We start from the raw sequence: 23,800 nt of genomic DNA on the forward strand, positions 1-23,800 counted from the left end.
GACGAAGCCCAGACTGGGCCAGAGCGGTTGGAGATGCTGCAGTCGACCCAAAACGGGGGCTGGACATCACGTCGTCGATCCCGGACATCGGGGCCTCTGGTCGTACTTTGAAACGGAGAACCCGCATGCGTGGATTGCTGACACTTACATTGATCTTTGCCGGTCAGGCGGCCATGGCGCATCCGGGTCATTGGGCTGATTTGGCCGGACACGATCATTGGGTGGCGGGTGCTGCAATCGGCCTTGCGGGCCTTGCAGCGATCTGGGGCGCGCTCAAGGGCAAGAAAGCCAAGCAAGAGGCCGACGAAGTCGAGGAAGAGCTGGAAGAGGAAACCGCATGAAAACCGGTGTCATGATTTGCGGGCATGGGTCACGCAGTCAATCCGCTGTGGACGAGTTCGCGACGCTGGCCGAAAAATTGCCCGCCTACCTGCCGGACGAGTGGTTGACGGACTACGGCTATCTGGAATTTGCCAACCCGGTGATCCGCGACGGGCTGGACAAACTGCGTGAAGCAGGCTGCGACCGTATTCTGGCCGTGCCCGGCATGCTTTTTGCCGCGATGCATGCCAAGAATGACATTCCGACCGTGCTGAACACCTATGCCGCCAAACATGGCATGGATGTCCGCTATGGCCGTGAATTGGGCATTGATCCCAAGATGATCGCCGCTGCCGCTGGGCGCATTCAAGAGGCGGTGGACCGCGCGAATACCAAACATGGCGCCTTGCCGCTGACAGAGACCTGCTTGGTTGTGATCGGGCGTGGCGCTTCTGACCCTGACGCCAATGGGAATGTCGCCAAGATCGCGCGTATGCTCCAAGAAGGCATGGGCTTTGGCTGGTGCGAAGTGGGCTATTCCGGTGTAACCTTTCCGCTGGTTGAACCCTGCCTGCAACACGTGGCCCGCCTGCCATACAAGCGCGTCATCGTTTTCCCGTATTTCCTGTTCTCGGGTATTCTGATCGACCGGATTTACGGCTTTACCGATCAGGTTGCCGCCGAACATCCCGGTATCCAGTTTGTGAAAGCAGGCTATCTGGGCGACCATCCCAAGGTGCTGGAAACCTTTGCCGAGCGGATCATGGAACAGGTCAGCGCCACACCGCCCCCCAATTGCGGCATCTGTGGCTATCGCAGCCAAGTGCTCGCGCTGGAAGACGGGCAGAACCGCAAGATCAGTGCGGAGGATCGCAAGCACCCAGCTTTTGGTGCGGTCCCGCCGCCCACTTGTGTGTTGTGCAAGTACCGGACCGCCGTTCTGGGGTTCGAGGGCGAAGTGGGTGCGGTGCAGGAAAGCCATCACCACCATGTAGAGGGCCAAGGTGCCAATGCGCCGGGGTCCAATGTCGCAGATTGCACGCTGTGTGATACCTTCTGCACAGGGATGTGCCGTCTGAAAGCCGCCGATGATCATGAACACCACCACCACCATCATCATCACCACGATCACGATCACCATCATGATCACGACCATCACCACGCGCCTTACCCCCATGCCAAACACCCGCATGGACCAGAGAGTGCGCGCAAAGTGAAAACCTGACGGAAGCAAATTTTTCAAAATTTGCGCGCAGTTTTTGATCCAAGAACTGCCTTCACCACCAACGAAAGCAAGCTGTTGCGCCCCTACGAGACTGATCCGAAAGCAATCTATGCGCAAAGCTTTGCGACTGTCCGTGCCGAGGCGCGGCTGGAGCGGTTTGCGCCCGCGCTACACCCGCTGATCACGCGGCTGATCCACTCCTGCGGGATGGTCGAGATCGCGGACCGGCTGGCGTTTTCGCCGGATGCGGTTGCTGCGGGTCATGCCGCTTTGCAGGCCGGCGCGCCGGTGCTGTGCGATTGTGAAATGGTGGGGGCAGGGATCATTCGCCGCTATTTGCCGGCGGGCAATGATGTTGTTGTGACGTTGAACGACCCTTCTGTGCCGGACCTCGCCCAAATGATCGGTAATACCAGATCAGCAGCAGCGGTAGAGCTTTGGCGTCACCGGCTCGACGGCGCTGTCGTGGCGATTGGCAATGCGCCCACCGCGCTGTTCCATCTTCTCGAATTGCTGGACGCGGGCTGGCCCAAGCCTGCGGTCATCCTTGGTTTTCCCGTGGGTTTCGTCGGGGCTGCCGAAAGCAAGGCAGAGCTTGCTGCCAATCCGCGTGGATGCGATTTTGTCGCCTTGCGCGGGCGACGCGGTGGATCGGCGATGGCCTCTGCCGCGGTGAACGCTTTGGCTGCGGGATTGCCTGAAGATGTCTGATCCTTGGCTGCATATCGTCGGGATCGGCGAAGACGGGATGGAGGGACTATTGCCTGCCACCCGTGCCGTTGTTGAGGCCGCAGAGGTGATTATTGGTGGCGACCGCCATCACACCCTGACCGAGAACCTCACGGCAGAACGGCTTGCCTGGCCGCATCCCTTTGATGCCTTGATCGCGACGATCGAAGGCTTGCGTGGCCGCCGTGTGGTGGTTCTGGCCACGGGTGATCCGCTTTGGTTTTCGGTTGGCGCACGGATCGGGCGCGCGATTGATCCGGCGCAAATCATCTATCACCCGCAGCTTTCGGCGTTCCAACTGGCCGCAGCCCGCATGGGCTGGTCCTTGCCGGATGTCGAAACGCTCACCGTTCATGGCCGCCCTGTAGAGCAGATGATCGCGTTTATTCAGCCTGATGCCCGTTTGCTGGTTCTCACGACCGGGGCTGAAACGCCTGCACAGATTGCCGCGTTCCTGACTGCGCGTGGCTTTGGCGGATCAAGGATGACGGTTCTGGCCGCTATGGGCGGCAAGGATGAGGCCCGTTTTGACGGGCAGGCCGCGACCTGGGACCATGTCGTGCCCGCCTTTAACACATTAGCCGTCGAGTGTGTCGCCGCCCCTGATGCTGCCCTTTTGCCCCGTGTGCCGGGGTTGGCCGATGATCTGTTCCAGTCGGATGGGACCATGACCAAGCAAGAGGTCCGAGCGGCGACCGTGGCCAAGCTGATGCCGATGCGCGGTGCGCTTTTGTGGGATATCGGCACCGGCTGCGGATCGGTCGCGATTGAATGGATGCGGGCCGCGCGGTATGCCCGCGCCATCGGGATTGAGCCACGTGCCGACAGGCGTGCGATGGCGGCGGCCAATGCTTTGGCGCTGGGTGCCCCCAAGCTGGAATTGATCGACGGTATGGTGCCTGCTGCGCTGGCTGGTTTGCCGCCGCCGGATGCGATCTTTATCGGGGGCGGGCTGAGCCGCGAGACCTTTGACGCCGCTTGGGACGCTTTGCGACCTTTAGGCCGTTTGGTCGCCAATGCGGTGACGCTGGAAAGCGAGGCGGAACTGATCGCTTTGCACAAGCAGTATGGCGGTGATCTTATCAAGCTTTCTGTGCATCGCGCGGAGCCGGTGGGCCGTATGACTGGGTGGCGACCGTCAATGCCTGTCACCCAATGGAGCCTTGTGAAGCGATGACAGGATGCCTCCGGCGGGGATATTTGAGCTCAAAAGAAGATGGGATGGCGGCATGACCGGCGTACTCTACGGTGTGGGCGTTGGCCCAGGTGCGCCTGATCTGATCACGCTGCGCGCTGCGCGCTTGATCGAGGGGGCCGCCGTGATCGCCTATCCCACACTGGCGGGGGCTGCGAGTTTTGCCCGCGCGATTGCGGCAGACCTGATTGCGCCGGATGCCCAAGAAATCGTGATGGATGTGCCGATGTCTGTCGAGCGCGCCCCGGCCCAAGCCGCTTATGACAAGGGTGCAGCCGCGATTGCCGTGGCTTTGGATGCGGGGCACGATGTGGTGTGCCTGTGTGAAGGTGATCCGTTCTTTTATGGGTCTTTCATGTATCTTTTTGCCCGTCTGTCGGACCGCTATCGGGTCGAGGTTGTGCCGGGTGTGACCTCGGTCACGGCCTGTGCGGCCCGTGCCGGATTGCCGCTGGCGGCCCGCAATGAACGGCTGACGGTGCTACCCGGACCATTGCCCGAAGACGAGTTGCGCGCGCGCATAGAAGGGGCCGAAAGCGTCGTGATCATGAAAGTGGGCCGTCATTTGCCCAAGATTCGCGCTGTCATTGAGACATTGGGCCTGACCTCGCAGGCTGTCTATGTTGAACGCGCCACCTTGCCCGAGGAGGTCGTTCTGCCTTTGGCCAGAGCCCCCGAGTCCGCCCCGTATTTTTCGATGATTTTGCTAACCAAAGGGGCCGATCCATGGCTTTGAAACCGGTTGTTCTGGCCTTGTCCCGCTCGGGCGAGGCAACGGCCCATCGCGTGGCGAAAGTACTGGGCGCACAGGTGCATGGCCGCGCCGGGCGCGTGGATCACGCGGATGCGTTTTTTCCCAACGCTCTGGATCATGCGCGCGATTTGTTTGCGGCGGGGATACCGATTGTCGGGGTCTGCGCTGCGGGGATATTGATCCGCGCTGTGGCCCCGTTGCTGGCGGACAAAACGTCCGAGCCGCCAGTGATTGCGGTGTCGGATGATGGCGCCGTCGTGGTGCCGCTTTTGGGCGGGCATCGCGGAGCCAACAGGCTTGCGGCCCAGATTTCTGCGGCTTTGGGCGCAGTTGCGGCTGTGACGACTGCAGGGGATGTGGCCCTTGGTGTGGCTTTGGACGAACCGCCCTTGGGCTGGCGGCTTGTCAATCGTGCGGATGCAAAAGCTGCGATGGCTGCCCTTCTGTCGGGTGGTGGGGCGACCGTGTCAGGCGATGCGCCGTGGCTCGCGGAACTGCCAAAAGGTGATGCTGTCAGGATCTCTTGTACGATGGAACGCCAGTCTGATCTGGGCGCTGCCCATCTGCAATTCGCACCGCAACGATTGACCCTTGGGGTCGGATGTGCGCGCAATTGTGACCCCGCGGAACTGGCTGGCTTGGTTGCGGATGTTCTGGCCCAGGCCAAAGTTGCCCCTGAAGCCATCCATTCCGTCAATACGATCACATTGAAGGCCGACGAGCCTGCGATCATTGGTTTGGCTGCGGCCTTTGATGTGCCTTTGCGCTTGTTCGAGGCGGCAGAGCTCGAGGCCGAAACCCCGCGGCTGGCCCATCCGTCCGATGTGGTCTTTGCCGAAGTGGGTGCGCATGGTGTCTCGGAGGCGGCAGCCTTGGCGCAGGCGGGGCAAGCGGGAGAATTCCTTGTCTCCAAGCGCAAGACGGCCAATGCGACCTGTGCTTTGGTGGTCAGCCCCAACCCCTTGACGCAGGTGAAAGGCCGCGCACGCGGCCGTTTGTCGGTCGTAGGTATCGGCCCCGGGCAGGCGGCTTGGCGCACGCCAGAGGTGTCGCGCTTGGTATCCGAGGCCGAAGAGCTTGTGGGATACGGGCTTTATATTGATTTGCTGGGGCCTTTGGCGATTGGCAAGGCGCGGTCGGATTTTCCACTTGGTGGAGAGGAGGACCGGTGCCGCTATGCGCTGGAACAGGCAGGCAAGGGCAAGAATGTCGCTTTGGTTTGTTCCGGTGATGCGGGTATTTATGCGATGGCGGCCTTGGTCTTTGAACTGTTGGATCGCGGCCCTGATCAGATGGGTGTTTCGGATGCCGCGCGCCGTGTGGATGTCGTCTGTTCGCCCGGTGTCAGCGCCTTGCAAGGGGCTGCGGCGCGGGCTGGCGCGCCTTTGGGTCATGACTTCTGTGCGATTTCGCTGTCCGATTTGCTGACCCCGCGCCAAGATATTGTGAAGCGTCTGAAAGCGGCAGCGGAGGGTGATTTTGTAATCGCCTTTTACAATCCGGTGTCGATGCGCCGCCGGACCCTGCTGGCCGAGGCGCGTGATATCCTGTTGCAGCACAGACCGCCTGAAACACCGGTCATGCTGGCGTCGTCCTTGGGGCGGCCAGAAGAGTATGTCCGTTATCGCCGTCTGGATGAATTGCAAGTCGATGAGGTGGATATGCTGACGGTTGTGCTGGTGGGGTCGTCACATTCACGGCTGGCGCAGCTGGGCGAAGGCCCACGCATGTACACGCCGCGTGGCTATGCCCGCAAGATTGACGGGGATCTGGCCGGTTAGTGCCATGAAAGTGAAAGGTATGTCGTGACTGTTTTCTTTATTGGTGCCGGACCCGGCGACCCTGAATTGCTGACGATTAAGGCCGCACGGATTATCGGGGAATGCCCTGTCTGCCTTTATGCCGGATCGCTGGTCCCTGCCGAGGTTGTGGCCTGCGCGCCTGAGGGGGCATTGGTTATGGATACCGCTCCGATGACTTTGGATGATACCCACGGCGTGATTCTGGAAGCCCGCGCCAAAGGGCAGAATGTCGCCCGTGTTCATTCCGGCGATCCGTCGCTTTACGGGGCGATCGCCGAACAAATCCGCAGGCTCAAGGCGGATGGGATCGACTATCAGATTATCCCCGGTGTGCCCGCCTATGCTGCCGCAGCGGCGGCTTTGGGCACGGAACTGACCATTCCTGAGGTCGCCCAATCGATCATCCTGACCCGTATGTCGATGAAATCGACGGGGATGCCCGAAGGGGAAACGCTGGAGAATTTTGCACGCACAGGGGCCACTTTGGCGATCCATCTGGGTATCCGCGCCCTGCGCGAGATCGAGCGGCAGTTGGTGCCGTTTTATGGTGCTGACTGCCCGGTCGCGGTGATCTACCGCGTCGGCTGGCCTGACCAGCTGATCTTGCGCGGCACCTTGACGGATATCCGAGAAAAGGTCCGTGAGGCCAAAATCACCCGCACTGCGCTGATCCTTGTCGGCCCTGCTTTATCCGATTCGCATGGGTTTCCTGACTCCGCGCTTTATGATGCGGCCAAACCGCATGTCTTGCGGCCACGTGTGAAGGCCTAATTTTAAGGCTTTGCCGCGCTGCGGCGGATTTTGTTACTTGATATTTACCTTTGTCAGGTCATCCTGTGATCAGTCTGGAGGGGCTTGGTATGTATACGTTTTTGCCTGATGCGGTACGTCAGGGTTTGGAAGAAGCGCGCAAGGCCGCGCTAAAGCGCAAAGATAGGTTGTCCGTGCAGGATGGGGATGACACGTATCGTATCCGCCGGTTCTGGGACGGGGGCTTTGCTCTTGATCTTGAAGGGTCAGAGCGGTTGCGCGGTCATGTCGATATCTATGATGGGCCAAAGCATCTGTATCAGTGCCTTGTGGTGTCTTCGGTGGATGACGGCGATGAACGGGTGTTCGAGTTCAAATGGCTGACACCCGTAGCAAGCCAGCCTGCCGCCGATTTCGTGCGGCCTGACTTTGTGCCTGCAGGACTGATCGGGCGGTAAACCCGCGTGAACGTCGATTTACTGTAAATCGCTGAACGCCTTTTGCATACGCGAAACCGCATCTTCGATGACTGCGGTTTGCGTGGCAAGGTTGAACCGCATGAAGGTTTCGCCACCGGTGCCGAATGTCGGCCCCGCAGAAACGGCAATCTTGGCAACATCTCTGATCCGCGTGGCCACTTCTTCGTGGCTCATGCCGGTGCCTGAAAAGTCGACCCAACCCAGATAGGTGGCTTGCAAAGGCATCGACCATACACCGGGAATCGCATTGATCCCGGCGTCAAAAATATCCCGGTTAGTTTGCAGATGTGCCATTTGCGCGTCGGCCCAGATCGCCCCCTCAGGAGAATAGGCGGCAGCGATCATCGTGACCCCCAGAACGGATGGTTTGTAGTCCAGTGAATTCAGTCGCGAACGCATGTCAGCGCGCAGCTTTTCGTCCGCAATGATCATGTTGCCGGTCCGCTGTCCGGCGATGTTGAACGTCTTGGAGGCCGAAGTAAGATAAACCGTGTTGTCCATTTCGTCGGGTGCCGCGACTGCCATAGCCACGAACGAATTGCCCGCAAAAACAAGGTCGTGGTGAATTTCATCACAGATCAGGAGCATGCTGTTTTTGCGTGCGAAGGCCGCGACCGCACGCAATTCATCAGCTGTCCAGATGCGACCCGATGGGTTTTGTGGCGAACACCAGATCAGAAGCTTTTCTTTGCCCGTCAGGCGGCTTTGGGCGTCTTCAAGGTCGAGCACATAGGTGTCACCTTCGCGCTTGAGCGGGCATTCGGTGACAACGCGTCCGGCCTTTTGCACCTTTAATGCGAATTCATGATAGACTGGCGTAAAGATGGCCGCCGCATCACCAGGTGCCGACCAAACATCGAGGCAGAGGGCGATTGCGTTGCCAAGGCCTTGTGTCGTGAGGATCCAATCGGTCTCGATCTCCCAGCCATGTCGCGCTTTCATCCACCATGCGATGGCATCAAGATAGGCGGGGCTTTCGAACCCGTAGCCGAAAACACCGTGGTTGACGGCCTTTTGCAGTGCCTCAAGGACGCAAGGTGCGGTGGGATAGTCAGAGTCAGCCGTCCACATCGCCAACCCGTCATCGGGCGAGACCTGAAACAGTTTCTCCATCAGATCCCACTTTACGCTTGCGGTATTACGGCGGTCGATAGGGGTGTTGAATGACATTTAACTGCTCCGGCTTGTTGGCGCCAAATTGCGGTGATGCGGCACGGGGTGCAAGTCGATTTTCGCCACTGGCTTGCGATGGGCACGTTGACCGATTAAATCACCGCCATGGCTTTGCGTAATATTCTGATTCATCCCGATCCGCGCCTGAAAAAGGTGGCAACACCTGTCGCTTCTGTGACGGATGATCTGCGACGTCTGGCCGACGATATGCTGGAGACGATGTATCACGCTCCAGGGATCGGGTTGGCCGCGCCGCAGGTTGGCGTCATGGACCGTGTGCTTGTGATGGATTGCGTGAAGGATGAGGGCGCAAGGCCCGATCCGATGGTATTGATCAATCCCAAGGTGCTTTGGACCTCGGAGGCCCGCAACGTCTATGAGGAAGGCTGCCTGTCCATTCCAGAACAATATGCCGAGGTTGAACGCCCAGCCGAGGTCGAAGTGGAATGGATGGAACTGGATGGCAAGACCCGCCGCGAAAAGTTTGATGCGCTGTGGGCGACTTGTGTGCAGCACGAAATGGACCATTTGGATGGCAAGCTATTCATTGACTATCTGCGCCCGCTCAAGCGGCAGATGATTACCCGCAAAATGCAAAAGCTCAAACGCGAAATGGCGCGGGGCTAGGGTTTGACAATCCGCGCACTGCGATTTGAAGGCGATCCGGTTTTGCAGCAAGTGGCCACACCTGTTGCCCAGTTCGATGACGACCTTGCGCGTCTGGTCCGTGATATGTTCGAAACGATGTATGATGCCCCCGGTCGCGGGCTTGCCGCGCCGCAGGTGGGCATCAGTCAGCGTGTCTTTGTCGTTGATACCGCATGGAAAGAGGCCGATCCGCAGCCGATGATTTTCGTCAATCCACAGATCGTGGAAACATCTCCCGATCAAGCCACAGGGCTAGAGGGCTGTTTGTCGATCCCGGGCCAAAGCTTTGCCGTGCCGCGCCCTGTTTGGATCAAGCTGGTCTGGCAGGATTTGACCGGAGTCGTGCATGAAGGCCAATTTGATGGTGTACAGGCCGTCTGTATCTGCCACGAGTTTGATCATCTGAACGGTGTGTTGATCAGCCAGACAGGGGTGCTGCAATGACCCACCGTCCCTATGTGATGTGGCCCCATCCCGCGTTGCGCACTCCGGCCGCCGCAGTGCCCGAGATTACCGACGAGATCCGCGCGATCTGGGAAGAAATGATCCTTGCGATGGATACGATGCCCGGCGTCGGCCTTGCCGCCCCGCAATTGGGGATCGGTCTGGCGCTCGCGGTGGTGGATGCGTCCGATACGCGCGGTCAGGCTGTCCGCATGGCCAATCCAACGATCTTGCATAGCAGTATAGAACCCCGCGAACATGAAGAAGGCTCGCCCAACCTGCCGGGAGTGTGGGCCAAGATCAGCCGTCCACGCGCCGTGACTGTGCGGTTTCTGAATGACAAAGGCCAATGGGATCGCAAGGATTTCGTCGGGCTTTGGGCAACCTCTGTGCAGCACCAGATCGACCATTTGGCAGGCAAGATGTTCTTTGACCATCTTACACGGATGAAACGCGATATGTTGATCAAGAAAGCCCGCAAGCTGTCCGGTCGCTAGGGGCGGAGGGGCTTCGCTGAACGTTCCAGCGGACAAAGAAAGGGGATGCGAATGCGTCTGATCTTTATGGGAACGCCGGATTTTTCTGTGCCGGTACTGGATGCTTTGGTGCAGGCAGGGCACGATATTCTGGCCGTCTATTGCCAACCGCCGCGACCTGCGGGACGGGGCAAGAAAGATCGCCCTTCGCCGGTGCAGACCCGCGCCGAGGCTTTGGGTTTGCCGGTCCGCCATCCGGTATCGTTGAAGAGTGCTGATGCGCAGACAGACTTTGCTGCTTTGGAGGCCGATGTGGCGGTCGTGGTCGCCTATGGTCTGATTTTGCCACAGGCAATTTTGGATGCCCCGCAACATGGTTGCCTAAACATTCATGCATCGCTTTTGCCGCGCTGGCGTGGCGCTGCCCCGATCCATCGCGCCATCATGGCTGGTGATGCGCAGACCGGCATTTGCATCATGCAAATGGAAGCGGGGCTGGACACAGGGCCGGTTTTGTTGCGGGACGCCGTGTCAATCAGTGCAGAGGAGACCACAGGCGCATTGCATGACCGGCTGTCTGCGATGGGTGCAGCTCTGATTGTGACGGCGCTCGCACAATTGCCGGACCTGACGCCCCAGCCCCAGCCGGAGGAGGGTGTCACCTATGCCGCCAAGATCGACAAGGCCGAAGCCCGCATTGACTGGATGCAATCTGCCCAAGAGGTCGACCGCCTGATCCGGGGACTTTCACCCTTTCCCGGCGCTTGGTGCGAGATTGCGGGAGAGCGGGTCAAACTCTTGGGGTCGCGCGTGGTTGATGGGGCGGGCCGCCCAGGACAGGTCCTGGACGGTTTCGTGATTGCCTGTCGCGATGGTGCGGTCGAGGTGACCCGCGCGCAGCGTCCGGGGAAAAAGCCAATGTCAGCCGAGGAAGTGCGCAAGGGCCTCGCATTGGGGCCTTTCGTAAGCTAGAGCCGGTTGCGACAAGGGATAGCGATCCGACTTTTGGGGGATCATTTGCGAAAACCCGCCTGAGTGACGTTTTGCCCTTCCTGTGCAGAGTGTTATGAGGGGATTCGAATTGACTAAGGTAAAGTTATGAACACGTTGACGTATTTGACGCGCCGATCATTCGGGGCAATGGCTTTGGCAAGCACGGCGGCAGCCTGTGCGCCCCGCCCTCCATCGGACATAGTCGTAGAAATTCCGCAAATGCAGTTTGTCGAAGGCTACGGTCCGATCAGTGATGCAGGCTATATGCTGCCGGGTATTCCGTCGGAATATCTGCAAGGTGTGAACCGCCGCATGACGGGGATTTACAATGGAGAGGCCGGGCCAAATACGCTTGATGTCGATCCTTATGCCAAGTTCCTTTACCATGTGCGGGCAGACGGCTCTACCACACGGTATCCCGTTGGTGTCGGTCGGGCTGGTCGTTCGATCCGCGGCAGTGCGACGATGCAATTCAAGCGCAAATGGCCCGGCTGGGCCCCGACGCAGAACATGCTGCGCACCGAACCAGAGGTATATGGTGACTTTCGCGCAGGCATACCGGGAGGACTTCGCAGCCCGCTCGGTGCGCGCGCGCTTTATCTTTTTCGGGGCAATCGCGACACGTACTACCGGATTCATGGCACCAATGATCTGGAGTCGATCGGAAATTCTGGATCGGCTGGGTGTATTCGGATGTTCAATCAGGATGTGATCCATCTGTACGATCAGATCGAAGCACCGATGCGTGTCTTCATCCGGTCGCCCGAGGAATCACTGCGCGTTGATCCAGAAAATTTCGGGCGTGGTATTGAACTGCCGCCCAAGATCATCTCGGCCGAGGAACTGCTGGGGCCAGAGGCGGAAGCCGCAGACCGCCCGCCGCAATTTGATGAGCCCGGGGACGTCTAAAGCCGGATTACATAGTCTTTGACGGTGGTTTCAACCACTTCCCAAGTCCCGCGAAATCCCGGGCGGATGACATAGCTGTCGCCCGCCCGCAGGGTGACGACAACGCCAGCGTCATCGCTGATGATCGAGACACCGGACAGAATGTGGAAGTACTCCCATTCGTCATAGATGATCCGCCATTTGCCCGGCGTGGATTGCCAGATGCCGGCATAAATCTCGCCCGTCTCTTCGATGTTCCATGTCGTGAAAACCGGATCACCGGAAATGATCCTTTCGGCTGCGGGGCGGTCGGTTTGCGGGGGCGTGCTGTCTTTGGTGACAGCCTGTATCAGGTCGGGCATCAGGTTTCGCGATTCTCTTCGATGGAAATGTGCGTCTTCGGGTAGAACAGTGGCGAAGCCGAAAGCCTGCGTAAAGCGGCTATCGTGCCGCAATTGGGTGCATTTGCTGGACCACACTATTCACATTGTACGGATCGTGGTCATATAGTTTCGTGACGTACAATTTTCAGGAGCCCGCCATGGCGAATTTCGAGACTCAGATTAAGGAATCCCAAGCACAGGTTGCGGCCGCTCAGAGCAAGATTTCAGAACTGACCAGCCGGATTGAAACGGCGCGGGTCAAAATGGCGCAGGGCACCGATATCGCCGTCGATATCGAGAATGCCAGTCTGGAAGATGTACATGCCCATACCGAGCTGATGAATGCCAATATCGCTGAACTGATAATGGGACTGGACGACGTGACCACGGCCTTTTCCAAAGACTTCGACGAGATGCGCACAAAGACCGGCATGGAAAGCCTGATTGGGATATTCAGCAAGGGCAAAGCCGACAGCATGCGGCAAGAACGCATCCGCACCGCCTCGATTGATGACAAGTTGCAGGATCTGATCAGCAAGTCAGACGTGATCATGAAGCTTCTGGAGGGGCAGTTGAACATCCTCAACGAGCAGAAGGTCAGTGTCGAAACCAATCTGACCGGTACTCTGGAAGAGCGGGAAATGACCGTTGGGACGCTGGAAGCGCTCCGTTCGGAAATTCTGGCGATGGACCCCAAGATCATCACATTAGAGAACAAGATATCTGTAGAGCAAGACGCGGCCGCGCGGACAAAGCTAGAGACAGAGCTTGCCGCCTTGAACGGCAAGTACAATGAGATGATCCAGAACGAGCAAGTCCAACTGGCCAAGAGCCAGACATTGGAACGCTATATCGAAAAGGGCAAAACCTGGATTGATAGTTTGCAGAACCAAGCTGCGACCCAGATGGTCCTGATCAACAAGTTGCAGACAGATACCAAGCAGCGGGTCGTGCTTTATGACGCTTTGTCGAAATCGCTGAAGACCGCGCAGCAGCAGGACGTGGCCCACCGGATCAATGAAATCGGGGTGAAAACCGACCAAGAGGCACAGTCTGCCATGGCCGCTATCGGCTCTGCCACAAATGCGCGGATGGCCGATATGCTGGAAGCGCATGAGGATCACATGGTCTTTGCCCGCGAAGTGCTGGAGCAGAAGGCGAAAGCGGATGAACGCTTTGTCCGCCGGTTCCAGGAGATTGTGAAGAAACACGACAGCAACCAGTACGGGGCGGAGTAGGGTGGGCAAGACCCACCTTACGGTGACATGACCCGAACGAATAACCTCCAGGCCGACCATATGAAGCTGGAAGATACCCGCGTCACGCGCAGGTATTTTAGTAAGTTCAGCAAGATCACCGGCTACCTGACCAAAGTGGCCGCCACGATGGAGGCCGAAGGCCGCTTTGACCGCACTGAAATCGAGGTTCTTGCGCGTTATCTATTGGCGCTGAACTGGACCTTCACGGCGCTGGCGCACAAGTATCATTTCGCCGGTCGGTTCGAGCACGCGGGCAAGCTTACCTTTGACCGCCACGAAAGCGGCTTTCCGGTCTATCAAGAGTTGCTGGAAATGGCGAACGATGCGCTGCAAGCTGAACGCCATCTCGCGTCCCAGCCCGGTGCCGAATCCCTCAAGGACCAGATGATCCGGGTGATCCTGAGCGATCAGCAGATTCCGACGAAACTACAATATGCCCTGTCGCAGCGGCTCTATTACGAGGAACTGGCACGCGGTGACCAGTTCTGGGCGCGCAATGATCCGCAATGCGTCTGGCGTGGCAATGAAGGGGACCGTCGCAAGTTTCTTGTCCATTGGGCGGTCTATGACAGTCAGGTGAACCTGCCCACGATCTACTTGATGGAACTTGAGGACACAGGCCGCACCGGTTTGCCCAAGGACCAAGCGCGCTGGCCGGAAGCGCAGGCCCATCTGATGGCCCAGTCGCTGGTGCATTTGAAGTTGCTGACAATCGCAAAGGGGTTTGATGAGGACTTCGACAATCTGCATCCCACCCGACTGCGCCGTTTTCACATCGGCCCGATGTATAGCAATGCCTTCACCATGCAGTCCGGACCGCTGCGCGATGTGCTGCAGGACGCAAATGCGCCTGCGGGCGAGGATTGGGCGCTGGTCTGGACCGAGGAAGAACTGGTGTCAGACCGCGTCGAGAAAGTAAAAGCAGGGTGGTTCGGGTCGGTCGAGCGGCAGATTTTTGCACTTGATCCCTTTGAGGGTGGCGGCGCCGAGAGTGGGGCCAGCCGCATGGAGCGGTCGCTGATCATGCCGGAACGTCCCTATCAGGCACTGGCCGAGCGCAACCCTGCCGGTTTTCGCGAGGTCCGAAAGTTTGTGGTCAGTGAAAATGGGCGCGTGTTGAGCTATCGGTGAGAACAAATTTTACAAAATTTGTTCGCCTCCGGCGGGAGTATTTCGGGCAAAATGATAAGGAGAGGGCATGAGCCAATCGAGTGATCAGATGGAGCTACGCGAAGCGGATATTCGCAAGCACTATATCCCTGCCGCCGAGATGCTGATGCATCTGGATCATAGTCCTCGCTTGGCGCAGGCGCGATTGTCGCTTGAGGCGCCCGAGAAATCCCCTGAAGTGGCCGCGACCCGCAGGCGTTTCCGTTCCACCACACCGGGGCTTTTGACGCGCACGACCTCCCCATCGGGTGGTGTGCGCTTGCTGGACCGGATCGCCGAAACCGATGATGATGATCCGCTGACCTCACCGGCGCAGGCGGCAGTGTCCCATGCGCTGCGCCGCGCTTTGTCGATTGCGTTGACCGTGGCGGATGCGTTTTCGGATCAGACTGTGTTGACAGAACTCAAGCGGATCAATCTGGAAGGGCGACTGCCGCAAGATCGCTCTGTCGAGTTCTCCGAGTTTCTGGCGGCGGAGTCTCTTGTGGCGCTTTACACATTCGCCAATGCCACGTCGTTTCTGCTGGCCACGCAAGCGAGCGAGCAAAGCGTCGATGTGGGCAACGTTGATGAGGTATTGACCGACAATGCCCCACTGGCGCTGCATGGCGCGATCTGGGAGCTGGACCAGAAGCTGGGCCAGTTCGCCAAAGATGAACCCACACTGATCGCTACAATGTTGGGCTATAGCGAGAAGTTGATGGAAAAGGTGTCGATCCGGGCATCGACCGCAGGCCGGCTTGCTTCGTTCAATCAATCGTCATGGCGCGTCGAAGCAGACGATTTTGTCGTCCAGGGCTTTACCCCCGCGCGCAAGGCCAAGGGGTCGACCCTGACGATGACCTTCAAGAAGCCCAATGAAGTCGTCGGCAACCATATCGCCAAGTATCAGGCGATGAAGCTGTCAAAGATGCTGATGGCCTACGATTTCGATCGCAAGCTGAACCCCTTTGCGGAACTCGGCGGGTTTATCTTTACCTTCATGGGCGATGGTAAGCCCGGCACGGGCAAGACCACCCTGATCCAGATGATGGCGGGCCTTGTGAACGAATATTGCCAGAATGCAGGCTATCCGTTTCGCTATCAGAACCTGTCGACCGACAACATCGACAGCTATCAGGGCAAGTCGGGCCAGAACGCCAAGGCCTTTATCAACAACGTGCTGGACCCCGGTGTGATCGGATTTGGCACGATTGATGACATCGACCAACTGGCGGGCAAGCGGGGCGACAGGCAATCCTCTGCGGGGCAGCTAGAGATTACGGCCGTACTGATGGAAAGCTTTGCCGGCGCCAATACGGTTGTGCGCGGGAATTGTACCTTCGGGATGTTCTCCAACTACCCCGAGAATGTGGATGATGCCCTCCGTCAGCGTGCGGGCGCGCGTTTCTTGGTGGATGGGCCGCAGACGCGCGAAGACTATATCGACATCCTCTATCTGCTGATGGGCAAGAATCACGATATTCCGGTTGGCGCACATGAGGTGTTCAGTGCGCAAGAAATCAAAAAAGCGGTCGCGGCATCATTTGAAAGCCATGCCCGCCCACATGAAGAAGGCTTGCAGCGCGTTTTTGAACGGATTCAGGCGCAGGTTGGCGATCTGGATACGATTGCGAAGCTTGGTACATATCTGAAGGCCATCCAAGAGGCGGATGAACGGTTTACCGGCCGCGCGATCAAGAACATTACGGACGCGGTCAAAGTCCGTGCGATGGATTTTGAACTACCCGACGAGTGGATGGAAGAACCTGATCTGTTTCTGTTCAAGGATTACGAGACCAAGAAGGGGATGATCACGGAACTACGCCAACCGATCACTGTCGAGATGCTGATCCAAGAGATCAACCGCTACGCCGACAGCGAATTCCGCTATGCGGATAAGTCCGACGAAGTTGCGATCGAGACCATGGTGCGTGACTTTGGCCGTCAGGAGATCGCCAAGAAACGGTATCTGGAGGGCAAGAACTGATGCCATCCGGCGGAGCGCAATAGGACAATGGGTGGCCTGATGTCAGACGGATTGTTTCTGCCTGCTCTTGTCTTGGCGATCCTTGCTTTCGCCGTGCCGCGCTTGCTGGCGCGGGTGCTGCCGGAAGGCGTGACGCCGCTGTTGTTGAATGCATTTCTGGCGACACTTCTGCTTTTTGTGATCTCATCACTATTCTTCTTTTGCCTTTATCTCTGGCAGGGCGTGGATTTCGCCACCATCATGGAGCCAGGGCTGGCTGCGAATGTGCTTTTCTTCGGAAGGCTCGGAGTGATGGCAGCCATCATCTGGGCGCCGATCATGCTTCTTTCGGTGGCAGGTTTGCCGCGCAAATGGGTGAAGGAGACATGGTGACATGAACCTGTTGATCGAAAAGGGCCTGATGTTCGGCAACCTGATCCGGGTGGACTCGGCCGTGTTGGTTGAGCGGTACAATCGTGCGCTCAAGCATCTTACAGGCAAAGAAACCGATCTGGATGTGTTCCATATTGATATTTCGGGATATTCACCGGAAGTGGGCGACGCATTCGATGATGATCTTTACCTTAACCATAAGGGGGTCAATCGCCAGTTTATCCTCTTGACCACAGAGCAAGCGCGCGCACCGTTGTTGAACGCCAAGTTTTCTACGTCGCGCGGCATCCTCAAGCAGTTTATCGAAGAAAACCGCGCCGAGTTGTTTGCCCTGACCACGCGCGATGCAGTTGCCGGCGAACTGGTCAATTCGGTCTATGAGGTCAGCACCCCTGCGAAGCTTTTTGACATCCGCAAGATCACAGTGGAAGCGGATACGACAAGCGGTACCGTGGCCGCGGCAGCAAAGCTGGGCGCCATGATCGACCGTTTCAAGACCGAACCGGACGGCTGGTTTGACGATGTCCTGATTGCCGAGATGATCGGGATGGCAAAGAAGACCGGCGATGTCCTGCGCAATCCGGTCAAGCTGCACCAGATGAGTTTTGCACAGGACAATTTCTGGACCGATCATTTTGGCGGGATCTACCTGTTTCGCGGGGTCCCACATCCGGCGGTCATCGTGTCGGGTGACAAGGCGGCGATTGGCGCTTTGCCGATTCCACATATTTTCGACCTCAATGACCGCTCGGCCATTGCGAAGTTCCTTAATCTGAATGATCTGGTCGAGCCGATTATCGAGGCGCGCGGCGTTGATGCGGCAGCAATCCTGCATCAAAAGATGGATTTCATCGTAGCTTCGGTCGCGGCCTCGATGAAGGAAGACCTGACAGGGGCCACAAGGCGTGATCTGCGCCGGTTGGGGCGACAGTATGCAGAGTTTCTGCCGGATGCATGGAAAGGGCTTGCGGCCTTGGTGCGCTGGGCCGAAGACGACGGGGCTTGGCCCACCATCACGTCAGAACATCCTGCCTATTTCTATACTCTACGCGCCAAACCCCACGCGGATGCGGACCTTGTGAATATGCTGCTGGCCGAGTTGACGCCGCTTGATATCCGCCAGTTGTTTATCTGCCATAAGGAGGTATTCTACCGCGCCTACGCCAGTTGGCCCGCAGAAAAACAGGCCTATGTCGTTGATTTTCTTGACCGCGAATACCAAGTCGATAAGGCAGGGACGCGGGCTGCATTGTTCGGACACGAGGCCCCGATGACAGCATTGCCCGATGTGCCGGAACCTGATTTGATCGCCCGCGTGGGACCGTGGGGTGCTGTGAAACCAAGGAGGCGCTGATGGGCTTTATCAAACTGGTCGTGTTTGGTTTTATCGGGCTGAGCATCATCTATCTGTCGATTTCGATTTATTCGCGGTCGGTTCGCAAAGAACGTCTGGAAGACAGATTTGACGCTGAAAACCCTGATGGCGGCGCACCGGGTGCGCGCGATGCTTTTGTTGCAGAGGGCATGCGGGCATATAACACCTCGCTCCGGCCCAAGTTGATTGGACTGGTTTATGTGGTCCCGACTGTGGTGATTGCGGCAATTGTCTATATGATTAACGCCAAATAGAGGACGGACACCATGCGCCGGATCAAAATCGCTTTTCGTGTGACCGTATTCTTGGTCCTCGGCCTGCTGCTGCACTATACTTTGCCGCAGCATGACGTCGTGCGGGTTGTGAATACCTATCAGGAACGGCAGGACCTGAATGACTGGACACGGATATTCTGGGCCCGCCCTGATGACCAGTCGGCAACGCTGATCAATCGTGATGTGCAATTCATTCAGACGGTAAAGCAGCGCACCATGCTGCTTGGCTTCATTCCGCGCGAAGGGACCGAAGTGATGGTCTACCGCAACGAAGACACCGGATGGTCGTGGCCGTTCTATTTCAAATTTGATACAGCAAACCTGCAGACAGAAGCGGCTGATCTGGCGTCGACGGCTGCGGAACCGACGTGGGCGGTGATAACGCATTACGGTTGGCGGAACGAATATTTTTCAGCTTTTCCGAATGCTATCGCGATCCGCCCGGTTGAGGGTTCGAATGTCACCATTATCCCATGGTTCAACATCTTTTTCTTTGTCTTCCTGATCGCGGCGATCCTGTTCATCCGCGCAATGTGGATGCAGTTCCGCGAACGCTCGGTCGATCCGCTGCTGGATGCAGCGGGTGAACAGTTTGACGAAGTGCAGGCCGGTGTTGCCGAGCGTAAGGGCAGGCTGTCCCGCTGGTTGGGGACGTGGCGGTCCAAAGGATAGCTTAGGCTGGGGGCTTTGCCCCCGGCCTGCGGCCTCCCCCAGGATATTTGTGCTCAAAAGAAGCTAGAAATCATTCGCCGTAGGGGATCCAGATGTTTTTGACCTCTGTGCTGGCGGCGAGGTAGTCGCTGGTCGCAGGTGTGGACGCTTTGCCGTTGTTCACCCAGGTGCGTTTGAGGTTGCCTGCGCTGGCCTTTTCGATCGTTGCCGAGAGTTCGCTGCTGGAGAAGGACCAGACCGCGTCGATATCCAGATGTTTGGCCAGCGTGGGTGCCAGTTCTGCATGGCTGCCCGTCAGGATGTTGACAACGCCCGCAGGCACATCCGAGGTTTCGAGGATCTGGTAGAAGTCAGATGCGGCGAGCGGGAAGGGTTCGCTGGCCGCAAGGATCACCCGGTTGCCCATGGCGATGGCGGGCGCCATCGCACCGACGAGCCCTGCAAGCGGGGCCGCGTCATCGCAAAGGATGCCGATGTTGCCCACCGGCTCTTTCATCGCCAAGGCCACGCCTCTGATTGGCACGCCATGTACCTGACCGTCGTACTTGTCCGCCCAAGCCGCATAGGTAAACAGCGTGCGGATGCTGGTTTCAACCTCATCTGCACCAGTACGCCCGCCCGTCATAGTGTTGATCCGGCTGGTGAATTCATCCGCGCGGGCTGACAGGTTTTCGGCGATGTAATAGAGGATTTGCGCCCGCAGGTGCCCCGTAGTCTTGGACCAGCCTTTGGCCGCGTTGCAGGCCTCGACCGCGTTGCGGATATCCTTTCGGTTGGCAATTGATGCGTGCCCCAGCAGTTTCCCTTTGGGGCTGTAGACGGGTTTGGAATAGCCCCCATCAGGCCGCGCCTGTTTGCCGCCGATATAGAGTTTTGCGGTCCGGTCCAGTGGATCGGCAGGGTGGCCGTCTTCGGTCGTGAAGGCTTCAATTTTCTTGAGCGGCTTGGCCGTGCCTTTGGGTTTGGTATAGCCTGACAGCCCTTCCCAGCCGCCTTCGCGCCCGAACCCGCTTTCGCGCACTCCGCCGAAACCGGCAGCGGCGTCCATCATATTCGTGCCGTTGATCCAGACGATTCCTGCGGCGAGTTTCGGCGCAATATCGAGCGCGAGATTGATATTTTCTGACCAGACAGAGGCGGCCAGCCCGTAGCGTGTGTTATTGGCAATCTCGACAGCTTCAGCCGGTGTGCGGAAGGTGGTTGCCGCCAGAACCGGACCAAAGATTTCCTCTTGCATCAAGGTCGACGCCGGCGAGAGGCCGGTGATGAGCGTGGGCGGATAAAAGCACCCGTCGGGTGCTATGACCTGATAGGTTTCACCTTCGGTATTGGCGCTGACCATTTGGGTGATTTGCGCCAGCTGGACCGGATCGACGATGGCGCCGATGTCGATGCACTTGTCCAGTGGGTCGCCGATGCGCAGCCCATCCATCCGGGATTTGAGCTTGGTGTAGAACCTTTCGGCAATGCCTTCCTGCACCAGAAGCCGCGAGCCTGCGCAGCAGACCTGACCCTGATTGAACCAGATTGCATCGACAAGCCCTTCGACGGCGGAATCCATATCCGCGTCCTCGAAAACGATGTAAGGGGATTTTCCGCCCAGTTCGAGCGAGAGCGCCTTGCCAGATCCCGCCGTGGCCTCGCGGATTTTGCGGCCCACCTCGGTGGAGCCGGTGAAGGCGATTTTGTCGACAGCTGCGTTGACCAAGGCCGCGCCTGTTTCGCCGTCGCCTGTCACGATATTCACGACACCGGGGGGCACTCCGGCTTGGGTGCAGATGTCGGCAAATATCATCGCGGTCAGCGGCGTGTATTCGGCGGGCTTCAGGACCACAGTGTTGCCCATCGCCAGCGCAGGTGCGATCTTCCATGCCAGCATGAGAAGCGGGAAATTCCACGGGATGATCTGCCCACAGACGCCCAAGGCCTCGCGGTGAGGCAGTTCCTCTTTCATCAGCTGGGCAAAGCCTGCGTGGTGATAGAAATGCCGGATCGCCAGCGGTACGTCGATGTCGCGGCTCTCGCGGATCGGTTTGCCGTTGTCGAGCGTTTCCATCACAGCCAGCAGTCGCGCGTGTTTCTGCATTAGCCGCGCGATGGCATAGAGCACGCGCGCGCGTTTGTGTCCCGACTTGGCCCAAGCAGGTTGCGCCTTGCGGGCGGCGGCGACGGCGGCGTCTACCTCTGCGGCGGTGCCTTTGGTGACTCCTGCCAGTTTCTTGCCTGTCGCGGGGTCGTTGGATGCGAAATCGTCGCGCATCGCACCCCATTTGCCGTTGATATAATGGCCTGCGATGCCGCCATGGTCGGCCAGCCATTGTAAAGCCTCGGCGCTGCTTTCGGGGGCGGGACCGTAATCCATGGTGTCGAAGATTTCCTTGATGGTCATGGCTTATCCAATCGCGTGCCGCCACTGGGCCGAATAGGCCCCGGTGACGTGATGTTCGAGTTGCCGTTCGATGTCGCCCAAAAGCGACGACGCACCAAAACGGAAAAGGTCGGGTTGCAGCCAGCGGTCGCCAAGCTCGTCCTTGATCATTGACAGGTAGACCAGCGCGTCTTTGGCTTTGCTGATGCCGCCTGCGGGTTTGTACCCGACCTTGATGCCGGTCCGGTCCTGATAGTCGCGGATCGCGCGGATCATGGTCAGGGTGACGGGCAGGGTGGCGTTGACGGGTTCTTTCCCGGTCGAGGTCTTGATGAAATCGGCCCCGGCCATCATGCAAACAAGGCTGGCACGGGCGACGTTGCGCAGGGTCCCAAGTTCGCCTGTTGCAAGGATCGCTTTGACATGGGCATCACCGCAGGCGGCGCGCATTTCGCGCATCTCATCGTAGAGCGCCTGCCAGTTGCCGGTCAGCACATGGCGGCGGCTGATGACAATGTCGATTTCCGCAGCCCCTGCCGCGACGCTTTCACCGATTTCGGCGATGCGCAGGTGGAAAGGGGAAAGGCCCGCTGGAAAACCGGTCGAGACAGCAGCGACGGGGATGCCAGAGCCTTGCAACGCATCAACGGCTGTGGCGACCATATCGTGGTAGACGCAGACCGCCCCTGTTGTCAGGCCGTCCATGCCGAGCGCCTCAAGGATCGGTTGCGCGACGGGCTGGCGGGCTTTGGCGCAAAGACGCCGCACGCGTCCCTCGCTGTCATCGCCTGACAGCGTTGTCAGATCCATCAGGCTGATCGCTTTGCACAGCCATGCGGCCTGATAATCTTTCTTGACGCTGCGCCGTCCGGGGAGCGTTGCGGCGCGCCGTTCAATCGCAGAGGTATTGGCCTGCACCGCCATCACCCAATCAAGATCGAGCGGCATACCGTCGTTGCGGGGCTCATGCAGCTGCGGCAGCTGCGATGCGGTCAATGTGGGGGATTGCGTTGTCTGCAAGGCGGCCTCCTGCGGTGCCGGGCAAAGGTGGCACTTTGCTGCGTTCTTGGCAAGTTTTGACCTTTTGGTCAAATACTATGTCGGTTGCACGACCTGTCGCTGGAACTTCTGTCGATATTGCAGCGGTGTGAGATCATATGCGGCACGGAAAAGTTTGTGGAAATGCGACATATTCGGAATGCCGCAGTCCGTCGCGATTTCGCTGATCGGCGCGCTGTCTGTGGTCAAGGCGCGGGCGGCATGGGTCATGCGGATGCTGTTGATGTAATCGGACGGGGTCTGGCCAAGATACTTGCGCATCATCCGGCTGACATGCGGATGGGCTTTGCCCGTCAGCGCGACCAATCCGGCAGAGCCATCGCGGAAAACGTCAGGGTCTTTGGCCGCTTTGCAAGCCTGCGTCAGCCACAGGGGAAGGTCATTGGGCATGGCTTCGGCGGTCAGGTCAGCACAGAGCGGAAGCAAGAAAGCCTCGGCTGCGAGCGTATCGCACAGGCTGCGTTCCAAAAGAACGGCTGCGTGATTCAGTGCGGCCAACTGTCGGATATCGCGTTGGATCCTGACAGGCCCCTCCTTTGACCAGAACAGATGCCCGTCGACCGTAGGGTGCCGTTTTGCCAGCGCCTTGATCGTGGTTGGATGGATACACAGCGACACGACCAGCGCATGTTCGCCGCGCCCTTGCAGTGCATGTGCTTGGCCGGGCCGCAGAAAGACAACATCACCTTCGCTCAGGGTTTCCGCGCTGTCCGGCAGATGGTGACGCACTTTTCCGTTCTGCACCCAGAAAAGTTCAAAGAAGTCATGGTCGTGCAGGCTTCGGGGCCGTGTCGGCATCAAAGTGGCGCGCGTCAGATGGATCTGTGCGCCTGATTGCAGGATGTCTTTGTGATGCAGGGTGACGGTCATGACATCAAAATAGCACAGTCATTGCTGCGTCGCAGCATATTTTTCTGCACTGCAAATATTGCGCTGAAAGGCCTTGTTTTTAAGCCTCATCTGGGGCGGATCCTTTGAGGCCTTTCCTGTGGTTGTCGGGGCATAACGAATCGCGGTGCAA

The 23,800-nt window shown here is 58.5% G+C and carries 25 protein-coding genes; 20 read left to right on the forward strand and 5 right to left on the reverse strand.

The genetic code is table 11. The features are described from left to right. Nucleotides 1–125 precede the first annotated feature (125 nt). The 8 genes from NWQ23_RS15545 (at nucleotide 126) to NWQ23_RS15580 (ending at nucleotide 7,234) form a co-directional block, all read left to right on the forward strand. Nucleotides 126–341 carry a DUF6732 family protein gene (locus tag NWQ23_RS15545; protein ID WP_306167302.1) on the forward strand — a complete coding sequence of 72 codons (216 nt, stop codon included), beginning with the start codon at nucleotides 126–128 and terminating at the stop codon, nucleotides 339–341. After that, entirely contained in the window at nucleotides 338–1,546 is a 1,209-nt protein-coding gene (locus NWQ23_RS15550) for a sirohydrochlorin chelatase (protein ID WP_306167303.1), read from the forward strand. Before NWQ23_RS15545 ends, NWQ23_RS15550 begins: the two co-directional genes overlap by 4 nt. Nucleotides 1,547–1,621: 75 nt before the next feature. After that, on the forward strand, nucleotides 1,622–2,257 hold the full coding sequence (locus NWQ23_RS15555; protein WP_306167332.1) for a precorrin-8X methylmutase: 636 nt from the start codon (nucleotides 1,622–1,624) through the stop codon (nucleotides 2,255–2,257). After that, a complete protein-coding gene (gene cbiE, locus NWQ23_RS15560; RefSeq protein ID WP_306167304.1) occupies nucleotides 2,250–3,452 on the forward strand; it encodes a precorrin-6y C5,15-methyltransferase (decarboxylating) subunit CbiE in 1,203 nt (400 codons plus the stop codon). The genes NWQ23_RS15555 and cbiE overlap by 8 nt, the downstream gene beginning before the upstream one ends. Before the next feature lie 52 nt (nucleotides 3,453–3,504). Further along, nucleotides 3,505–4,206: a precorrin-2 C(20)-methyltransferase gene (gene cobI / locus NWQ23_RS15565; RefSeq protein ID WP_306167305.1), complete on the forward strand. Its 702-nt coding sequence runs from the start codon at nucleotides 3,505–3,507 to the stop codon at nucleotides 4,204–4,206. Beyond that, entirely contained in the window at nucleotides 4,197–6,005 is a 1,809-nt protein-coding gene (cobJ, locus tag NWQ23_RS15570; protein ID WP_306167306.1) for a precorrin-3B C(17)-methyltransferase, read from the forward strand. The genes cobI and cobJ overlap by 10 nt, the downstream gene beginning before the upstream one ends. 24 nt (nucleotides 6,006–6,029) lie before the next feature. Continuing rightward, nucleotides 6,030–6,797, forward strand: a complete 768-nt coding sequence (cobM, locus tag NWQ23_RS15575; RefSeq protein ID WP_306167307.1) for a precorrin-4 C(11)-methyltransferase — start codon at nucleotides 6,030–6,032, stop codon at nucleotides 6,795–6,797. Between the two features lie 89 nt (nucleotides 6,798–6,886). Further along, on the forward strand, nucleotides 6,887–7,234 hold the full coding sequence (locus tag NWQ23_RS15580; protein WP_306167308.1) for a hypothetical protein: 348 nt from the start codon (nucleotides 6,887–6,889) through the stop codon (nucleotides 7,232–7,234). An 18-nt stretch (nucleotides 7,235–7,252) separates the two neighbouring features. Here NWQ23_RS15580 and NWQ23_RS15585 read toward each other — a convergent pair whose 3' ends face one another. Then, on the reverse strand, nucleotides 7,253–8,425 hold the full coding sequence (locus NWQ23_RS15585; RefSeq protein WP_306167309.1) for a MalY/PatB family protein: 1,173 nt from the start codon (nucleotides 8,423–8,425) through the stop codon (nucleotides 7,253–7,255). Nucleotides 8,426–8,533: 108 nt separating this feature from the next. Here NWQ23_RS15585 and def (NWQ23_RS15590) point away from each other — a divergent pair, with 108 nt between their 5' ends. From def (NWQ23_RS15590) to NWQ23_RS15610, 5 genes are all read left to right on the forward strand, one after another. Continuing rightward, on the forward strand, nucleotides 8,534–9,055 hold the full coding sequence (gene def / locus NWQ23_RS15590) for a peptide deformylase (RefSeq protein WP_306167310.1): 522 nt from the start codon (nucleotides 8,534–8,536) through the stop codon (nucleotides 9,053–9,055). 3 nt (nucleotides 9,056–9,058) lie between these two features. Further along, nucleotides 9,059–9,520 carry a peptide deformylase gene (gene def / locus NWQ23_RS15595; protein WP_306167311.1) on the forward strand — a complete coding sequence of 154 codons (462 nt, stop codon included), beginning with the start codon at nucleotides 9,059–9,061 and terminating at the stop codon, nucleotides 9,518–9,520. Next, nucleotides 9,517–10,017 carry a peptide deformylase gene (gene def, locus NWQ23_RS15600; protein ID WP_306167312.1) on the forward strand — a complete coding sequence of 167 codons (501 nt, stop codon included), beginning with the start codon at nucleotides 9,517–9,519 and terminating at the stop codon, nucleotides 10,015–10,017. Before def (NWQ23_RS15595) ends, def (NWQ23_RS15600) begins: the two co-directional genes overlap by 4 nt. A 51-nt stretch (nucleotides 10,018–10,068) precedes the next feature. Continuing rightward, entirely contained in the window at nucleotides 10,069–10,968 is a 900-nt protein-coding gene (fmt, locus tag NWQ23_RS15605) for a methionyl-tRNA formyltransferase (RefSeq protein ID WP_306167313.1), read from the forward strand. 126 nt (nucleotides 10,969–11,094) lie between these two features. Continuing rightward, nucleotides 11,095–11,898, forward strand: coding sequence for a L,D-transpeptidase (locus NWQ23_RS15610; protein ID WP_306167314.1), 804 nt, complete (start codon nucleotides 11,095–11,097; stop codon nucleotides 11,896–11,898). Here NWQ23_RS15610 and NWQ23_RS15615 read toward each other — a convergent pair. Beyond that, nucleotides 11,895–12,239: a cupin domain-containing protein gene (locus NWQ23_RS15615; RefSeq protein WP_306167315.1), complete on the reverse strand. Its 345-nt coding sequence runs from the start codon at nucleotides 12,237–12,239 to the stop codon at nucleotides 11,895–11,897. The genes NWQ23_RS15610 and NWQ23_RS15615 overlap by 4 nt on opposite strands. Nucleotides 12,240–12,418: 179 nt before the next feature. Between NWQ23_RS15615 and NWQ23_RS15620 the strand changes: the two genes are divergently transcribed. From NWQ23_RS15620 to NWQ23_RS15650, 7 genes are all read left to right on the forward strand, one after another. Further along, nucleotides 12,419–13,498 (forward strand): hypothetical protein, encoded by a 1,080-nt coding sequence (locus NWQ23_RS15620; RefSeq protein WP_306167316.1) that lies wholly within the window; start codon nucleotides 12,419–12,421, stop codon nucleotides 13,496–13,498. A 27-nt stretch (nucleotides 13,499–13,525) separates the two neighbouring features. Then, nucleotides 13,526–14,650 (forward strand): hypothetical protein, encoded by a 1,125-nt coding sequence (locus NWQ23_RS15625; RefSeq protein ID WP_306167317.1) that lies wholly within the window; start codon nucleotides 13,526–13,528, stop codon nucleotides 14,648–14,650. A gap of 67 nt (nucleotides 14,651–14,717) precedes the next feature. Then, nucleotides 14,718–16,658, forward strand: a complete 1,941-nt coding sequence (locus NWQ23_RS15630; protein WP_306167318.1) for an ATP-binding protein — start codon at nucleotides 14,718–14,720, stop codon at nucleotides 16,656–16,658. A gap of 72 nt (nucleotides 16,659–16,730) precedes the next feature. Beyond that, nucleotides 16,731–17,030, forward strand: a complete 300-nt coding sequence (locus tag NWQ23_RS15635) for a hypothetical protein (RefSeq protein WP_306167319.1) — start codon at nucleotides 16,731–16,733, stop codon at nucleotides 17,028–17,030. A gap of 1 nt (nucleotide 17,031) precedes the next feature. Then, nucleotides 17,032–18,384 (forward strand): DUF6638 family protein, encoded by a 1,353-nt coding sequence (locus tag NWQ23_RS15640; protein WP_306167320.1) that lies wholly within the window; start codon nucleotides 17,032–17,034, stop codon nucleotides 18,382–18,384. Next, nucleotides 18,384–18,659 carry a hypothetical protein gene (locus tag NWQ23_RS15645; RefSeq protein WP_306167321.1) on the forward strand — a complete coding sequence of 92 codons (276 nt, stop codon included), beginning with the start codon at nucleotides 18,384–18,386 and terminating at the stop codon, nucleotides 18,657–18,659. Before NWQ23_RS15640 ends, NWQ23_RS15645 begins: the two co-directional genes overlap by 1 nt. A gap of 12 nt (nucleotides 18,660–18,671) precedes the next feature. Beyond that, entirely contained in the window at nucleotides 18,672–19,352 is a 681-nt protein-coding gene (locus NWQ23_RS15650) for a DUF1523 family protein (RefSeq protein ID WP_306167322.1), read from the forward strand. Between the two features lie 70 nt (nucleotides 19,353–19,422). On the opposite strand, the gene NWQ23_RS15655 is transcribed toward NWQ23_RS15650, so the two are convergent. The 3 genes from NWQ23_RS15655 to NWQ23_RS15665 form a co-directional block, all read right to left on the reverse strand. Next, nucleotides 19,423–21,741, reverse strand: a complete 2,319-nt coding sequence (locus NWQ23_RS15655; protein ID WP_306167323.1) for an aldehyde dehydrogenase family protein — start codon at nucleotides 21,739–21,741, stop codon at nucleotides 19,423–19,425. Between the two features lie 3 nt (nucleotides 21,742–21,744). Then, nucleotides 21,745–22,668: a deoxyribose-phosphate aldolase gene (deoC, locus tag NWQ23_RS15660; RefSeq protein WP_306167333.1), complete on the reverse strand. Its 924-nt coding sequence runs from the start codon at nucleotides 22,666–22,668 to the stop codon at nucleotides 21,745–21,747. Between the two features lie 147 nt (nucleotides 22,669–22,815). Beyond that, nucleotides 22,816–23,649 carry an AraC family transcriptional regulator gene (locus NWQ23_RS15665; RefSeq protein ID WP_306167324.1) on the reverse strand — a complete coding sequence of 278 codons (834 nt, stop codon included), beginning with the start codon at nucleotides 23,647–23,649 and terminating at the stop codon, nucleotides 22,816–22,818. Between the last annotated feature and the right edge of the window lie 151 nt (nucleotides 23,650–23,800).

The sequence above is a fragment of the Yoonia sp. genome (assembly GCF_030731595.1).
Taxonomy (GTDB): Bacteria; Pseudomonadota; Alphaproteobacteria; order Rhodobacterales; family Rhodobacteraceae; genus Yoonia.

Bases quoted from the DNA above. Each gene is read 5' to 3' on its own strand.
- NWQ23_RS15580 (WP_306167308.1), top strand. From the start codon at position 6,887: ATGTATACGTTTTTGCCTGATGCGGTACGTCAGGGTTTGGAAGAAGCG.
- NWQ23_RS15640 (WP_306167320.1), top strand. From the start codon at position 17,032: ATGAACCTGTTGATCGAAAAGGGCCTGATGTTCGGCAACCTGATCCGG.
- cobI (WP_306167305.1), top strand. From the start codon at position 3,505: ATGACCGGCGTACTCTACGGTGTGGGCGTTGGCCCAGGTGCGCCTGAT.
- NWQ23_RS15610 (WP_306167314.1), top strand. From the start codon at position 11,095: ATGAACACGTTGACGTATTTGACGCGCCGATCATTCGGGGCAATGGCT.
- NWQ23_RS15630 (WP_306167318.1), top strand. From the start codon at position 14,718: ATGAGCCAATCGAGTGATCAGATGGAGCTACGCGAAGCGGATATTCGC.
- NWQ23_RS15620 (WP_306167316.1), top strand. From the start codon at position 12,419: ATGGCGAATTTCGAGACTCAGATTAAGGAATCCCAAGCACAGGTTGCG.
- NWQ23_RS15615 (WP_306167315.1), bottom strand. From the start codon at position 12,239: ATGCCCGACCTGATACAGGCTGTCACCAAAGACAGCACGCCCCCGCAA.
- NWQ23_RS15655 (WP_306167323.1), bottom strand. From the start codon at position 21,741: ATGACCATCAAGGAAATCTTCGACACCATGGATTACGGTCCCGCCCCC.
- def (WP_306167312.1), top strand. From the start codon at position 9,517: ATGACCCACCGTCCCTATGTGATGTGGCCCCATCCCGCGTTGCGCACT.
- NWQ23_RS15645 (WP_306167321.1), top strand. From the start codon at position 18,384: ATGGGCTTTATCAAACTGGTCGTGTTTGGTTTTATCGGGCTGAGCATC.
- fmt (WP_306167313.1), top strand. From the start codon at position 10,069: ATGCGTCTGATCTTTATGGGAACGCCGGATTTTTCTGTGCCGGTACTG.
- NWQ23_RS15550 (WP_306167303.1), top strand. From the start codon at position 338: ATGAAAACCGGTGTCATGATTTGCGGGCATGGGTCACGCAGTCAATCC.
- def (WP_306167310.1), top strand. From the start codon at position 8,534: ATGGCTTTGCGTAATATTCTGATTCATCCCGATCCGCGCCTGAAAAAG.
- NWQ23_RS15625 (WP_306167317.1), top strand. From the start codon at position 13,526: ATGACCCGAACGAATAACCTCCAGGCCGACCATATGAAGCTGGAAGAT.
- NWQ23_RS15585 (WP_306167309.1), bottom strand. From the start codon at position 8,425: ATGTCATTCAACACCCCTATCGACCGCCGTAATACCGCAAGCGTAAAG.
- NWQ23_RS15665 (WP_306167324.1), bottom strand. From the start codon at position 23,649: ATGACCGTCACCCTGCATCACAAAGACATCCTGCAATCAGGCGCACAG.
- deoC (WP_306167333.1), bottom strand. From the start codon at position 22,668: ATGCCGCTCGATCTTGATTGGGTGATGGCGGTGCAGGCCAATACCTCT.
- NWQ23_RS15545 (WP_306167302.1), top strand. From the start codon at position 126: ATGCGTGGATTGCTGACACTTACATTGATCTTTGCCGGTCAGGCGGCC.
- NWQ23_RS15650 (WP_306167322.1), top strand. From the start codon at position 18,672: ATGCGCCGGATCAAAATCGCTTTTCGTGTGACCGTATTCTTGGTCCTC.
- cbiE (WP_306167304.1), top strand. From the start codon at position 2,250: ATGTCTGATCCTTGGCTGCATATCGTCGGGATCGGCGAAGACGGGATG.
- cobJ (WP_306167306.1), top strand. From the start codon at position 4,197: ATGGCTTTGAAACCGGTTGTTCTGGCCTTGTCCCGCTCGGGCGAGGCA.